The organism is Rhodococcus xishaensis, from assembly GCF_004011825.1.
In the GTDB taxonomy this organism is placed as follows: Bacteria; Actinomycetota; Actinomycetes; order Mycobacteriales; family Mycobacteriaceae; genus Prescottella; species Prescottella xishaensis.
On record NZ_RKLO01000001.1, the window covers coordinates 711,437 to 724,842 of the forward strand.

General features: G+C 65.0%; 13 protein-coding genes. 11 read left to right on the forward strand and 2 right to left on the reverse strand.

Translation table 11 applies throughout. The features are described 5' to 3' along the window. Positions 1–190: 190 nt before the first annotated feature. From EGT50_RS03385 to EGT50_RS03395, 3 genes are all read left to right on the forward strand, one after another. A complete protein-coding gene (locus EGT50_RS03385) occupies positions 191–1,216 on the forward strand; it encodes an NlpC/P60 family protein (protein WP_235870526.1) in 1,026 nt (341 codons plus the stop codon). 182 nt (positions 1,217–1,398) lie between these two features. Further along, positions 1,399–2,697, forward strand: coding sequence for a peptidase MA family metallohydrolase (locus tag EGT50_RS03390; protein ID WP_408014595.1), 1,299 nt, complete (start codon positions 1,399–1,401; stop codon positions 2,695–2,697). A 43-nt stretch (positions 2,698–2,740) separates the two neighbouring features. Continuing rightward, positions 2,741–3,868 carry a glycosyltransferase family 4 protein gene (locus tag EGT50_RS03395; RefSeq protein ID WP_127951145.1) on the forward strand — a complete coding sequence of 376 codons (1,128 nt, stop codon included), beginning with the start codon at positions 2,741–2,743 and terminating at the stop codon, positions 3,866–3,868. Between the two features lie 527 nt (positions 3,869–4,395). Here the strand turns inward: EGT50_RS03395 and EGT50_RS03400 are convergent. Then, a complete protein-coding gene (locus tag EGT50_RS03400) occupies positions 4,396–4,998 on the reverse strand; it encodes a hypothetical protein (RefSeq protein WP_127951146.1) in 603 nt (200 codons plus the stop codon). A gap of 443 nt (positions 4,999–5,441) precedes the next feature. Here EGT50_RS03400 and EGT50_RS03405 point away from each other — a divergent pair, with 443 nt between their 5' ends. The 6 genes from EGT50_RS03405 (at position 5,442) to EGT50_RS03435 (ending at position 10,193) form a co-directional block, all read left to right on the forward strand. After that, positions 5,442–5,975, forward strand: coding sequence for an alternate-type signal peptide domain-containing protein (locus EGT50_RS03405; protein WP_127951147.1), 534 nt, complete (start codon positions 5,442–5,444; stop codon positions 5,973–5,975). Between the two features lie 186 nt (positions 5,976–6,161). Then, a complete protein-coding gene (locus tag EGT50_RS03410; protein ID WP_235870528.1) occupies positions 6,162–6,797 on the forward strand; it encodes a SipW-dependent-type signal peptide-containing protein in 636 nt (211 codons plus the stop codon). 5 nt (positions 6,798–6,802) lie between these two features. Further along, positions 6,803–8,431, forward strand: coding sequence for a signal peptidase I (locus EGT50_RS17135; RefSeq protein WP_235870529.1), 1,629 nt, complete (start codon positions 6,803–6,805; stop codon positions 8,429–8,431). A gap of 79 nt (positions 8,432–8,510) precedes the next feature. Next, positions 8,511–9,038, forward strand: coding sequence for an alternate-type signal peptide domain-containing protein (locus EGT50_RS03425; RefSeq protein ID WP_127951148.1), 528 nt, complete (start codon positions 8,511–8,513; stop codon positions 9,036–9,038). A 4-nt stretch (positions 9,039–9,042) separates the two neighbouring features. Next, entirely contained in the window at positions 9,043–9,585 is a 543-nt protein-coding gene (locus tag EGT50_RS03430; protein WP_127951149.1) for a hypothetical protein, read from the forward strand. After that, a complete protein-coding gene (locus EGT50_RS03435) occupies positions 9,582–10,193 on the forward strand; it encodes a signal peptidase I (protein ID WP_127951150.1) in 612 nt (203 codons plus the stop codon). The genes EGT50_RS03430 and EGT50_RS03435 overlap by 4 nt, the downstream gene beginning before the upstream one ends. Before the next feature lie 272 nt (positions 10,194–10,465). On the opposite strand, the gene EGT50_RS03440 is transcribed toward EGT50_RS03435, so the two are convergent. Beyond that, a complete protein-coding gene (locus EGT50_RS03440) occupies positions 10,466–12,277 on the reverse strand; it encodes an AMP-dependent synthetase/ligase (RefSeq protein WP_127951151.1) in 1,812 nt (603 codons plus the stop codon). 170 nt (positions 12,278–12,447) lie between these two features. Here EGT50_RS03440 and EGT50_RS03445 point away from each other — a divergent pair, with 170 nt between their 5' ends. Both EGT50_RS03445 and EGT50_RS03450 read left to right on the forward strand, forming a co-directional pair. Continuing rightward, entirely contained in the window at positions 12,448–12,834 is a 387-nt protein-coding gene (locus EGT50_RS03445) for a polyketide cyclase / dehydrase and lipid transport (RefSeq protein WP_127951152.1), read from the forward strand. A gap of 131 nt (positions 12,835–12,965) precedes the next feature. Beyond that, entirely contained in the window at positions 12,966–13,403 is a 438-nt protein-coding gene (locus EGT50_RS03450; protein WP_127951153.1) for an SRPBCC family protein, read from the forward strand. Positions 13,404–13,406 lie beyond the last annotated feature (3 nt).

Here is a 13,406-nt window from a genome sequence, read left to right on the forward strand (position 1 = left end):
AACGCTCGGCTGGAAACCCGAAACTCTCGGCTAGAAACCCAACTTTCGGGTAGACACGGACAAACGGGATTCCGTAACCTATTCGAGACCTTCCGGAGTCCATCGCTGGTGCGCGGTGGAGACGAATGCAGAAACGGAGAGTCGCGCAACTGTGTTCGACCGTAAGCCGTCGCTCAATATGAAGCGCTCGATGTGTACCGCCCTGGCGGCGGGAGTGCTCTCCCTGACCATCGTGGGACTGCCCGCCTCCTCGGCCGGGGCGGATCCTGTCCTGAACAATCCGACCGCCGCTTTGGAGCAACTCGCTGAACTGTCGCGCGAGTCCGAGCAGACCACCGAGGCCCTGCACGACGCGCAGATCGAACTCGACAACAAGCAGGCGGCGCAGCGCGACGCCGAGGCTCGACTCGCCAGCGACCAGGAGGCGCTCGCCGCCGCGCAGGCCGGTATGGACCAGTTTCGCCCCGTCGTGAACAAGCTCGTAGCGGCGAACTATCAGGGTGCCCGCACCAACCGCCTGTTCGCGATCATGGTCAGCGATTCGCCGCAGCAGCTGCTGGACCAGATGACGGCGCTCGATGCGATCTCCAACGAGACGTCGAAGGCGGTCGCGCAATTCAAGCAGGCCACATCCGACGCCGAGGCGGCCGCCGAGGCTTCGCGGGAATCTGCGGATGCGGCGCGCGCGGCCACCGAAGAGGCCAAGCGCGTGAGCGACGAACTGCAGAACAAGCAGAGTGAACTGCAGACCCAGATCGACTCGGTCATGCAGGCGTTCGACCGGCTCACCGATGCCGAGCGCGCGCAGTTGGCAGGCACGACGTTCCCACCCGGGATCGACGCCGAACGCATCCTTGCGAACCTCCCTCCGGGATCGGGGTCCGAGGCTCTACAGGCTGGATTGACCCAGGTCGGCAAGCCCTACAGCTGGGGGGCGACCGGGCCGGACGCCTACGACTGTTCGGGCCTGGTGGTGTGGTCCTACCAGCAGATCGGCAAGACCCTGCCGCGGTCGAGTCAGGCACAGGTGCAAGGCGGCGTGCCCGTGGACAAGAGCGAACTGCAGCCCGGCGACATCGTGGCCTTCTACGAGGACGCATCGCACGTCGGCATCTATGCCGGCGACGGCTACGTCTTGCACGCGTCGACGTATGGCACGCCGGTCAAGGTAGCTCCCATGGCAGCGATGCCGTTCTACGGCGCTCGCCGCTACTGAGCACGAAACGAGGCCCCGGTATTCATCCGATGCGCCAGCGGTGGATCGGTCCGGTACCCCCGATCCAACGGGTCGCGGGCCTTTCGGGGTGAGCGACTCCTACACTGTCGGACGTGTCGGCCGACCATCACCCTCCGAGTCCCGCGCCGAAGCGGCGTGTGCGTCGGTGGGAATGGGTGGCCCTGGCAGGTCTCGCGGTCGCGGTCGCGCTCGTGCTCTCGCTGACCGCATTCGACCATCGTCCCGGGGAGCCCGGCGTGGGCGGTGCCACGTCGATCGGCAATCCGTACGAGGACGGTCGACGCGTCGGCGCTCAGGAAGTGCTCGACCAGTGGGCCCGGGCGGTGCGTTCGGGTGATACCGCTGCACTGCCGGACCTTTTCGATCCTGCGGCCACACCAGGTTTCCTCGACGCGGAGATCCGGCGCGCGAAAAACGCCGCACAGGTTCCGTTCTCCGAATTCGGGTACGACATCGGATCCGAACCCGAGCAACCTGTCCCTCCCGAACTGGCCGACGAACTCGGAGCGTCCGACGTGTGGGCACCGACGGTGTACCTCCGCTATGCGATCGCTGGCGCGGACACCCAGCCGACACGCAAGCCAGTGGCGCTCGTCCTGGCACGACGGGGGGACACGTGGAAGCTTGTCAGCGACTCCGGTCTTCCCGGTTCCCAACGCGAAACCTGGCGAGGACCTTGGGATTTCGGGCCAGTTGTCGTACGTGATGTGCCCGGTGCCGACGGACGGTCATCGGTCGTCCTCGGCCATCCAGCGCAATCCGAGATGGTCGATCTGATCGCCACTGAACTCGCTGACGCGGTCGACGAGGTGAGCCAGGTATGGGGTGAGGACTGGCCGCGCCGCGCCGTCGTGTTCGTCGCAGCTTCCGAGGCGGAGTTCGAGTCGCTCGTGGGAACGTCCTACAGCGGTTCGGACGTCGCGGCGGTGGCGGTTTCGGACGCCGTCGACCGTCGGTCGGGGACCGTGTCCGGGCAGCGGATCGTGTTCAGCCCGGAGTCGGCCGACCGCCTTACCGACATCACCCGAGTCGCCGTGCTGCGGCATGAACTGACCCACGTCGCCGCACGCGTGGTCACCGAGGACGGATCACCGATGTGGATTCTCGAGGGCTACGCGGATTACGTCGGCTACCGCGGTATCGAGTCGACGTTCGGGGCTGTCGCGCCGACCCTTGCAGCGTCGGTGGCCGCGGGCGCGCCTCCGACGTCACTTCCCACGGACAAGGACTTCCACGCCGGTGGTGACACCGCCCGCCTGGCCTACGAATCAGCCTGGTCTCTGGCGATTTTCGTCGCGAGCGAGTACGGGGAGGCTCGACTCGGGGAGATGTACCGTGACCTGGCGCAGGGAGAGATGACAGCGGCCCAGTTCGACGACCGAATCCACGAAGTGCTCGGCATGAGCGCCGACGAACTGGTTCATTCTTGGAGCACGTGGGTCAGCAAGCAGGTGCTGTGACCCTGGCTCGAGGTGCCGGGGCCTGGGCGAATACGGTGGATGCATGCGCCGAACCCTGTTGGTGACGAATGATTTTCCCCCGCGACCTGGTGGGATCCAGTCGTACCTGCACACCTTCGCCGCCCAGCTCCCGGCGGAGGAGCTGGTGGTGTACGCCCCCCGTTGGCGTGGCGACAGCCACGTCCGGTTCGATGCCGACCAGCCCTACGACGTCGTGCGGCATCCCACGACCCTGATGGTGCCCACTCCGTTCGTCGCACGGCGTGCGGCGAAGCTGGTCGAGAAGTACGAATGCACCGCGGTTTGGTTCGGGGCCGCAGCCCCGCTCGCTCTGCTCGCCCCGACACTTCGCAGGGCTGGAGCGCAACGGGTAGTCGCGTCGACCCACGGCCACGAGGTGGGGTGGTCGATGATTCCAGGTGCGCGGCAGGCGCTGCGTCGCATCGGCGACCACACAGACGCCGTCACCTACGTCAGCAAGTACACACGGGGCCGCTTCGCGTCGGCGTTCGGAGCCGGCGCGGCACTCGAACACCTCCCGCCGGGCGTCGACACGGACGTGTTCCGTCCTGATCCGTCCGCGCGGGCGGAACTGCGGGCCCGCTACGGGCTAGGGAATCGCCCGACGATCCTGTGCCTGTCGCGCCTCGTGCCCCGGAAGGGGCAGGATCAGCTGATCCGCGCGCTCCCGAAAATCCGGAAGAGCATCGACGGCGCGGTCCTCGTGATCGTGGGTGGTGGCCCGTATGCCGAACGCTTGCGCGCACTCGCCGGCGAGTGTGGGGTGGCCGAGCATGTCGTCTTCACCGGTGGTGTTCCCGCCGCCGAACTCGCCGCGCACCACGCTATCGCGGACGTCTTCGCGATGCCGTCCCGCACGCGAGGTGCAGGGCTGGACGTCGAGGGACTGGGCATCGTCTACCTCGAGGCATCGGCGACGGGTGTTCCGGTCATCGCCGGCCGTTCTGGGGGAGCCCCGGAGACGGTCATCGAGCACAAGACCGGACTCGTGGTTGACGGCACCTCGGTGGGGGAGGTCGCGCGCTCGGTGATCACAGTGCTCTCGGATCCCGACCGCGCTGCTGCAATGGGTGCGGCGGGCCGCGAGTGGGTCAAGGCCGAGTGGCAATGGGGCGTTCTCGCCGGAAAGCTGCAGTCGTTGCTCGCTTAGGTTCCCACTACCCCCGAGTCTCGTCCGCCTCCTCCGTGCAGATGGTTTGCGGCGTTCTGGTAACCCTCGAGTGTGTCGGCGGTGCGGCGACGGTCGGGAACCCGTACCCCAACACTCTCGTCCCCGGGTGGTGCATCACCCCGTCGACTGCTCTAGCCGGGAGGTTGTGCACCGGTTTGTACCGTTGGGCGCTTCCCGAACCCGGAGGCTTGATTACTCCGTGCCCGAAGGAGTCGCGACAAGAATCGGGTCGCCACAGGGCAGCCTGCATACTTCACCGTTCTCACCGGTTCGTGATGCTAATCGTGTTGTCCCGGTGCAGGATCAACGCCAGCTGTGGGCGCCGCGCTCACACAACCGGGCTCGGATGGATGACCCGCCCGAGGGAGCATGCCTTCACCCGAGCCGACGCCACGAGGAACTAGTCGTTCACACGAAAACGCAACGGTCGCCGCAACTCCCGGAAAAACAGGTGTCGCGACGACCGCTACAAGCCGTGCATAGTAGGGGCGATTGTCAGGGAAGAGCTAGGAACCGAAGATGTTGCCGAGCGACCCGAAGAGGCTGTCGACCGACCCGTTGCCCCCGCCCGGTGTGGTGTCGTCGACCTCGAAGTCGAGTGCGAAGGCCGGGTTGACGGACTCATTCTGCGACTCATTGCCTGCCTCAGCGGGCATCCCGACCACGAGAGTCACCTTGGCGGTCTCGCCGGGTTCGACGCGGATCGCGTTCAGTTCGGTGCCCGGCTGGGCAGAGTTGTCGGTGAGGTCCACGAGCTCACCGGAGGCGTCGTTGATCTCGACCCGGACATAGACCTGCATATCCGGCGAGGTCTTCGACCAGTTGCCGAGGTACACCTGGAGCTCGCCGCCCTGCTCGGTCTGGTTCCTGGCGTAGAAGGTGGACGTCAGCTCGCCGTTGGGAATGAGTTGGCCGGTGATGGCCGGAATCTGCTCCAAGCCGCCCCAGTTCTCGTTGTCGGCGGAGTATTCGAGCACGCTGGGGTCAGCATGGGCCGCTGCTGGATTCACCAGTGCACCAAATGCTGCGAGGAACAAGGCCAAGATTGCGCCGCCGATGGCAGTCGTCAACCGTTTGAGGCTGCCGGGTGCGCTGATGGTTGTCTTCATGACGCGCAGCATAGATGCCGAAGTTGGTCCGAGCCAATAGTTTTGGAGATGAATCTTGTTGGAATAGGCGGATCGCGAGCGCGTGCACCGAGAGACCACGATCAACTTTGCCCATCGAGATCGGCGGTCGAGGACATCAGATCTCTAGGGCACGAATATTCGGGTCGCGACCGACCGCCAAGTTTTCTGTTGACACTCCATGCAAGCTGGTAATTCCAGTTGGACGAATGACCAATTACTTCTCGGATTCTCGAGACTCGAGCTCGTTCACTGTGATAGACATCATGCGCATCGCATGAACGGGCAACTCGCTCTTGGGTTCTGGGGGGTCGAGTTGGCCGTTGCGATGACGACAACCTGAGTTCGGTTTGGGACACGAATATTCGGGTCAAGACCGACCGCCAAATCCCTTATTGGGACTCGACGAAAGCTGGGGATATCAGATGAACAAGCAGACCAAGGGTGCGATCGCTGCGGGTGCGGCCGCACTCCTGCTCGCCGGTGGGGCGGGCACGTGGGCGGCGTGGAGCGCCTCGGAGACGGTCGGCGGCGACGGCGTGCAGTCCGGTAGCCTGTCGCTCACTCAGGAGGGCGAGGCTGGCTGGGCGGTCGGCGGTGAACCGATCGATATCACCACCTTCAAGGCGGTGCCGGGTGATGTGCTCACCTACAGCGCGAGCTTCTTGGTCGGGGCCGAGGGCAACAACCTGTCCGCGACTCTGACTGCTGATCTGGGCTCGATCGGTGGTGGGAACGAGCTCGCTGACCGGTTGGGAATCGACACCACCGCGACGATCGACGGCGTCGCGCTCGATCCGAGTGGTGAGGGCCTGGAAATCACCGACGAGCATAACGACAAGGTCGTCGACGTCGAGGTTGCGATCACCTTCGATCCGGACACGAGTGGCACCGAGGCGCAGGGGCAGCAGGCCGATCTCAGCGAGTTCAGTGTCACGCTGCAGCAGACCATCTCCTAGTCGTAGTCGCCCACCCGGTTTCGGGTGGGCGCCCGCCTAGGTGCGAAGGTCATCGGCCCGATCGGGTCGGCGGCCGGCGTCCATCGGGTTTCGACCGCGGCTGCCGCACATGAGGTTCGGCCGCATACAGAGCACTGACTCCGGCGCACCGGCGCCCCGGCTAGATGGATCAGGAAGGGCACAGCATTGTCTCGTCAAGAGGTTTCGAGTTCACCGCCGGGGTTCGGTGCCCGGGTGCGGTCGTGGATGTCGGGGGGTAAGCCGCGGGCGGTCGCGTCGCTGGGAATCGTTTTCGGTCTAGGCGCGATCGTCACGCTCGCGGCTTGGAGTGACACGGCGACGGCGACTTCCGGGGTGTTCTCGACCGGTTCGATCGATCTGCAGATCGACGGTCAGCAGGGCAACCCTGACGCGTACGCGTTTACGGCGTGGTCGAAGGCGGGGCTGTTGCCGGGCGAACGCTCGAGCGCGAAGTTGCCGGTGCAGAACACGGGAACGACACCGCTGAGCTACACGATATCGGCGACGGCGTCATCGTCGGACTTGGCTCCGTACATGGTTTTTGTGCTCAAGGACGGTGAGCCGAATGGTGAGTCGGGTAACAGGTGCAGTGGCAACAACCTCGGCCCGGTTACGTGGATGGAGAAGGGTGGAACGTTGGACGCGTTCGACGAGCCGAGGACGTTGGCACCGGGGGAGAGTGAGTACGTGTGCTTCCAGATAAGGCTGCATCCGGACGCGGCGGACACTGCGGGTACGTCGAACAGCGTTGAGGGCAAGTCGGTAGACGTTGCGTTCAGCTTCCACGCGACGGCGGCGTGAGCATCATGACTACACATCCAAATCCGATGGGATCGGATCGCAAGCTGTCCATTCGTGAGATCGCCCTGAACGTGGGGGCGATCGCCGGCCTGATCTGTGTGCTGGCCGCAGCGGCGTCGTTCTTCTTCGGCATCAAGCCGCTTGTCTTCCGTTCGGGTTCGATGTCGCCGGAGATCACCACCGGTTCGCTCGCGCTCTCGCGTAGTGTGTCGGCATCAGATCTGGCCGTCGGTGACGTGGTCAGTGTCCTCGACGCGCAGGGCACCCGGATCACCCACCGGGTCGAGGAGATCGTCTCGTCCAATCCGAACAGTTCGGTGTTGATCCTCAAGGGTGACGCGAACGAGGCCGCCGACGTGTCTCCGTACACGGTGAGCGAGGCTGATCGTGTGTTCTTCAGTGTCCCCGGGCTCGGTTACGCGGTGGCGTGGCTGTCGACACCGGTTGCGATCTTCCTCGGCGGTGCCCTCGTCGGCAGTCTGATGGTGATCGCGTTCCGGCCCACCGCGGGCAGGAATTCGGCGGCAGGCGGTAGCACATCCGCGGTGGGGCCGTCTGTTGATGTCGAGCCGAACCCTATGGGGGGCAGTGACATCGCTGCCAACTCGTCACGCGAGTTGGAGGCCGTGCCGGTCAACGCGACCCGCACGCTGTCGCCGACACGGTCCCTGATGGCGGTCGGTGCGGCTGGTTTGACGGCGTTCGTTGGGACTGCGGCGGGTACCACCGCCGCGTTCACCGACACGGCGACCGCGGCGAGTACGTTCAGTGCGAACGCGAACTTCTACCCGACCCCGGTGGTCACCTCCACCAGTTGCCAGACCGTGGGCGGTTGGCTGGCTGATGACGCGAAGGTGTCCTGGACCAGCCTCGGGGAGACACCCCTGGGGGACGACTACGAGTACGAGGTCGTTGTGCGCCGGGACAGCAATGGAAACGTCAAGACAAGAAAGAACGTGGGCACAGCGACGTCGTATACGGCCGACATCAACGACACCGGCAGGGATTACACCGTCGAGGTGCACACAGTGAACGGGCCGAACACGTCGACCGGGTGGCGTGGACAGAGAGTCCAGGCCAGGACTGTCACTATCACGCAGTGCGACGGCGGCGAGAGGTATGTCGCGAACCCGCCCGATGAGAACGTGCAGAGCCTGTCCGCGAAGAGTGTGAGCCTGGCGTCGACTGATCCGTTCGTCGAGGAGCCGATCGACGAGCCCGCCGACGAACCGATCGACGAGCCCGCCGACGAGCCAACGGAAGAGCCCGCAGACGAGCCGACCGAAGAGCCCGCTGACGAGCCGGCGGGGGATCCTGCCGATGACGTGACGGACACTGTTGAATCGGTGGAGGATTCGTCTTCTTCGGCGATCACGAATGTGTCCTCGTCGGGGAGCTTCGTGGCGGAGGTGTCTTCGTCGCGGGTGGTGATCACGGACGAGTCGGGTTCGGTGATGTCGAGCATTGCGGTGGGTGAGAAGGCCGTTGTGCAGTGGGCGAAGGATTCCGATGAGTTGTGGATTGTGGATTCCGGCGAGTTGTATCTGGTCGGATCGTCGGGTGGCTGGGTGAAGACCGAGGCTGATCCGAGTGCTGATGGTGTGCCGGCGGGTATCGCGGCACTTGTCCAGTAGTGGTGCCGACTGTGTGCATTTCCGGTGATGGGTCCGAAGTCTCCTACCCCGACGGGGTCCTACGAAAGCTGACCATGACATGAACAAGAAGTTGAAAGGCGCTATTGCCGCGGGTGCTGCGACGGTGTTGTTGGCCGGGGGAGCGGGCACGATGGCCGCGTGGAACTCTGGTACCGGTATCGGGGGCGGGTCGGTCGGCGCGGGTGCGCTGGCCCTGACTCAGACGGTGGCACCGAATTGGGCGGATCAGAACGGCCCGATCGCAGTCACCGATTTCCGTGCGGTTCCCGGTGACGTTCTGACCTACACGGCGAGTTTCGAGGTGACCGCTCAGGGAACGAATCTGCGGGCGAGCCTGGCGGTCGACGAGGCAACCATCGCGGGTGATCCGGCGTTCGAGTCGGTGGTCGATCACAAGATCACCGCGACGTCCGGTGGTGACCCGGTCCCTGTTGATTCCGAGGGTGTGGTGGTTACGCCGGCGCTGGACGGCGCGATCGTCGACGTGAAGGTGATCATCACTTTCGCGGCGGACACCGACGGTGATGCGGCGCAGAACGTTCAGGTCGACCTGTCCAATTTCAACGTCACTCTCAGGCAGGTGTAGGGATATGTCGAACAAGACTCGATGGCTGGCGATCGGCGGTGCAGCGATTGTCGGCGTGGCGTTCTGGCCCACACTGGGGACCGGTGCTTTGTGGGGTCAGACGCAGACCCTGAACCCGGGCACCATCTCCTCGGGCACTTTGGATCTCGCGGTCGGGAGTGCGGGGGTCAGTGACTACGCGTTCGAGGCGTTGGGCAAGGATGGTCTCGGTGCGGGTGACTACGCGCAGGCGCCGCTGAGCATCTACAACTCCGGTGACGTGGTGATGAAGTACCGGTTGCAGGATGCAAATCAGTCCAATCCGGGTGTGTCTCTGGACTTGAAAGTCTCGGTGGTGGCATCGGAGGACGCGTGCTCGGAGGAGGGTGACCCGGCCGGGGCGAGTGTGGTGTACGACGGGCCGATGATCGGCGCACAGGCACCCGAGTGGCGCACTGTCGAACCGGGTGCCAGTGAGGTGTTGTGCATGCGGGGAACTGTCGGTGAGGACGCCGAGCAGAACGCGAGCACCACTGCGACGTTCACCTTCGCAGCTGAATCCCGATGAGTGATGCGGTGCAGGGCGTCGAGTCGGACACCGGTGTGTGGGGGTGGGTCAAGAGCATCGTCTCCTGGCTGGTGCTCCTGGCGCTGGTGGGCATCCTCGCGTTGACGATCGTGATCCCTCGGATCGCGGGGGCGACGCCCTTCACCGTGCTCACCGGTTCGATGGTGCCCACCTATCCGCCGGGGACTTTGATCGTGGTCAAGCCGGAGGATCCGGTGGCGCTCGAGGCCGGTGATGTGATCACGTTCCAGAAGGAGTCGGGCAACCCCGAGGTGGTCACTCACCGGATCGTGATGGTGCGGCAGAACTCGCAGGGTGAGAGGACCTTCGTCACGCAGGGTGACGCGAACCCGGTACGTGATACCAATCCTGTTGTCCCGGAGCAGGTCAGGGGGAAGGTCTGGTACAGCGTCCCCTACATGGGGCATGTGAACACTCTGATCACCGGCCAGCAACGGGAGCTGATGGTGACCGTCGTCGTGGGCGCACTGCTGATCTATGCCGGGTCCATGTTCATCGGGGCCGCGCGGGACCGTTCGCGCCAGAAGGATCAACCGGAGCAGGAGCAACCGGAGGAGGATCAACCGGAGGTCGGGGCGAGCACCTGAATACACGTCGCGTGTCGGAACGTGCTCCGGATCCGTTTGGTGGGCAACAGGTTACTTGGAACGCTCGGCCGGCAGAGCCCGGCCCGGGCGTTCCCGCCTGCCTGGCTGCCGGCGCCGTTCACGCCACCATCGGCCTCGGGTGGGTGACCCCCGGTCCGAGGCTGCGTCCCCCCACGTGGGTCGATACCACGAGGAACTTGCGTTCAGCCGAAAACGCAACGGTCGCCGCAACTCCCGGAATCCGGGTGTCACGACGACCGCTGCGTGGTGTCCTACTTTGCGTACAGAGAGGCGATGTCGTCGGCGAAGCTCTCATGCACCACGTTGCGCTTGAGCTTCATGGTCGGGGTGAGTTCGCCTGTCTCCTCGGTGAAGTCCACCGGCAGGATGCGGTACTTCTTGATCGCCTCGGCCTGCGACACGAGCTTGTTGGCCTCTGCGACGGCCTCGTCGATCTCGGCATTGAGATCGGCGTCGGCCAGCAACTCGGCGACCGCGGTTGCGGCCGGCTTACCATTGCGCTCGTTCCAGCCCGGCAGGGCCTCGGCGTCGATGGTGATGAGCGCGCCGATGAACGGCTTCTGATCACCGACCACGATCGCCTGGCTGATGAGCGGGTGCGCCCGCAGGTGGTCCTCCAGTTGCGCCGGCGCTACGTTCTTGCCTCCCGCGGTGACGATGATTTCCTTCTTGCGGCCGGTGATGCTGATGTAGCCGTCGGGGTCGACCGTGCCGAGGTCGCCGGTGTGGAACCAACCGTCCTCGATCGCCTCCTTCGTCGCCGCCTCGTTGTGCCAGTAACCGGAGAACACGACCGGGCCGCGGAGCATGATCTCGCCGTCCTCGGCGATGCGAACGGCGTTGCCGTCCAACGGTCTTCCGACCGTGCCGACCTTTTGGTTGCCGATCGTGTTGACGGCGACGGCGGCTGTGGTCTCGGTCAGGCCGTAGCCCTCGTAGATCGTGATGCCGATCCCGCGGAAGAAGTGGCCCAGTCGGGCGCCCAGCGGCGCGCCGCCGGAGATGGCGAGCTGGCACTTGCCGCCGAGCGCGGCCCGCAGCTTCGAGTAGACGAGCTTGTCGAACACTGCGTGCTTGAGGTTCAGCAACAGGCCCGGCCCGCCCTTGTCCTGCGCCTCGCTCCACGCGACGGCCGTAGCTGCGGCCGCGTCGAAAATCTTGCCCCTACCCTCGCTGCGTGCCTTCTGCCGAGCGCTGTTGTAGACCTTCTCGAAAACGCGCGGGACCGACAGGATGAAATCGGGCTTGAACTCTGCGAAGGTCGGGACCAGGTTCGGGATGTCACTGGTGTGGCCGACCGAAGCACCGGCGTCGAAGGCGGCAATGCTGACCGCGCGCGCAAGGACGTGTGCGAGGGGCAGGAACATCAGCGTGCTCGCACCCGGCGTGGTGAGCAGACCGCCGAGCGACGACGCGATGATGCTCTTGGACTGGGCGATGAGGTTCGCGTGGGTGAGCTGGCAGCCCTTCGGGCGTCCGGTGGTACCGGAGGTGTAGATGAGCGTCGCGGGATCGGCGGCCTTCAAACCCTGCACGCGGGCCCGGACCTCGTCATCGGAGATGTCGGCGCCGCGCGCGGTCAGGATGGCGACGGCACCCCCGCCGGGCTGCGAGGACTCGATCTGGAGTACTCCACGCAGATCCGGTGCGGCCTCGGCGACTTCGGCGACCGTCTTCGAGTGCTTATCTGTCTCGACTATCAGGCCGACCGCTCCGGAGTCCTCGAGGATCCAGCGCACCTGGTCGGCCGAAGACGTCTCGTAGATGGGCACCGTGACCGCACCGGCCGCCCAGATGGCGTAGTCGATCAGCTGCCATTCGTAGCGCGTTGCGGACATGAGCGCGACCCGGTCGCCGGGCTGGACGCCGTCGGCAATCAAGCCCTTCGCGACGGCGGTCACCTGATCGGCGAACTCACCAGCGCTGACGTTGGTCCATGAACCGTTCACCAATCGCCGGTAGACGATGTGCCCGGGCTTCGTCTGCGCGTGGTCGAAGACGGAGTCGACCGCGGATGCGTCCTCCGGAATGGTGAATGTGGCGGGAACGCTGAACTCGGACACGACAACCTCCGGTACTGCAGATACTGGCGAGTAGGATTTGCTGGTCCTCACGATAGACCGCCGCGTCGTGATCCACGGCACCGCCACCTACCTGCAGGTTGTCGAAATCGGTCCGCAAAGCGGTGTAGTCCAGATCACCAGCGCTGGACCCAATGTGTGAAGCTGTGGGAGTGAGCAGCATTCAGGTCTCCGACCAGACTTTCGTAGCCGCAGCCCCGGAGAAGGTGGCTGCCCGCGTGTCCGTGCCCGCTCGTTGGCGTGCTTGGTGGCCGGACCTCGCTCTCGACGTGCGCGAGGATCGCGCGGAGAAGGGGATCCGATGGACCGTCGCAGGGCCGCTGACCGGGACGATGGAAGTGTGGCTCGAGCCTGTGATGGACGGCACGATCGTCCACTACTTCCTGCACGCCGAACCGACCGGAGTGAGCCCCCACGCGTTGGCGTCCCTCGACCTCGCTGCCATGAACCACGCTCGGCGTATCGCAGGCAAGGTGATGACCTTCGAGCTCAAGAAACAGCTAGAGGCCGGTCGTCCCGCGGGCGAGCCGCCCGAGTAGTAGAGAAACGGGCCGCCCGAGTAGAGAATTGTGCGTTCCGCCCCGGAATCGTGTGAGATGAAGGTGCGGTGAGACGCACGTTGCGTCGCTCCCGCTCGCTGCGAGCTGTTCTGAAAGGAAGCGTTCGAGGTATGGCCGAGAAGACCAAACGGTCGATCACCATCGACGCACCCGCCGAGCGGGTGATGGGTGTGATCGCCGACTTCGACTCGTACCCGCTGTGGGTGGAGGCGGCGAAATCCGTCGAGGTTCTCGTGCCCGGTCCCGGTGGGCGGGCCGAAGAGGTCAGGTTCGTGCTCGACGCCGGCATGGTCAAGGACACCTATGTTCTGAAGTACCGATGGGCGCCGGACGGGATGTCCGTCCGCTGGGAGCTCGTCTCCGGCGAGATCCAGAAGGCGCAGTCGGGTTCGTACACGCTTGAGCGCGAGGATGACGGCGGAACCCGGGTGACTTACGAGCTGACAGTCGACCTCACGATCCCGATGATCGGACTGTTCAAGCGCAAAGCGGAGAGGGTCATCACCGACACGGCGCTCAAGGAACTGAAGAAGCGGGTGGAGGGCTGAACG

Excerpts from the sequence above, each read along its gene's own strand:
- EGT50_RS03385 (WP_235870526.1), top strand. The coding sequence starts at position 191 with ATGTGTACCGCCCTGGCGGCGGGAGTGCTCTCCCTGACCATCGTGGGA.
- EGT50_RS03395 (WP_127951145.1), top strand. The coding sequence starts at position 2,741 with ATGCGCCGAACCCTGTTGGTGACGAATGATTTTCCCCCGCGACCTGGT.
- EGT50_RS03400 (WP_127951146.1), bottom strand. The coding sequence starts at position 4,998 with ATGAAGACAACCATCAGCGCACCCGGCAGCCTCAAACGGTTGACGACT.
- EGT50_RS03405 (WP_127951147.1), top strand. The coding sequence starts at position 5,442 with ATGAACAAGCAGACCAAGGGTGCGATCGCTGCGGGTGCGGCCGCACTC.
- EGT50_RS17135 (WP_235870529.1), top strand. The coding sequence starts at position 6,803 with ATGACTACACATCCAAATCCGATGGGATCGGATCGCAAGCTGTCCATT.
- EGT50_RS03425 (WP_127951148.1), top strand. The coding sequence starts at position 8,511 with ATGAACAAGAAGTTGAAAGGCGCTATTGCCGCGGGTGCTGCGACGGTG.
- EGT50_RS03430 (WP_127951149.1), top strand. The coding sequence starts at position 9,043 with ATGTCGAACAAGACTCGATGGCTGGCGATCGGCGGTGCAGCGATTGTC.
- EGT50_RS03435 (WP_127951150.1), top strand. The coding sequence starts at position 9,582 with ATGAGTGATGCGGTGCAGGGCGTCGAGTCGGACACCGGTGTGTGGGGG.
- EGT50_RS03450 (WP_127951153.1), top strand. The coding sequence starts at position 12,966 with ATGGCCGAGAAGACCAAACGGTCGATCACCATCGACGCACCCGCCGAG.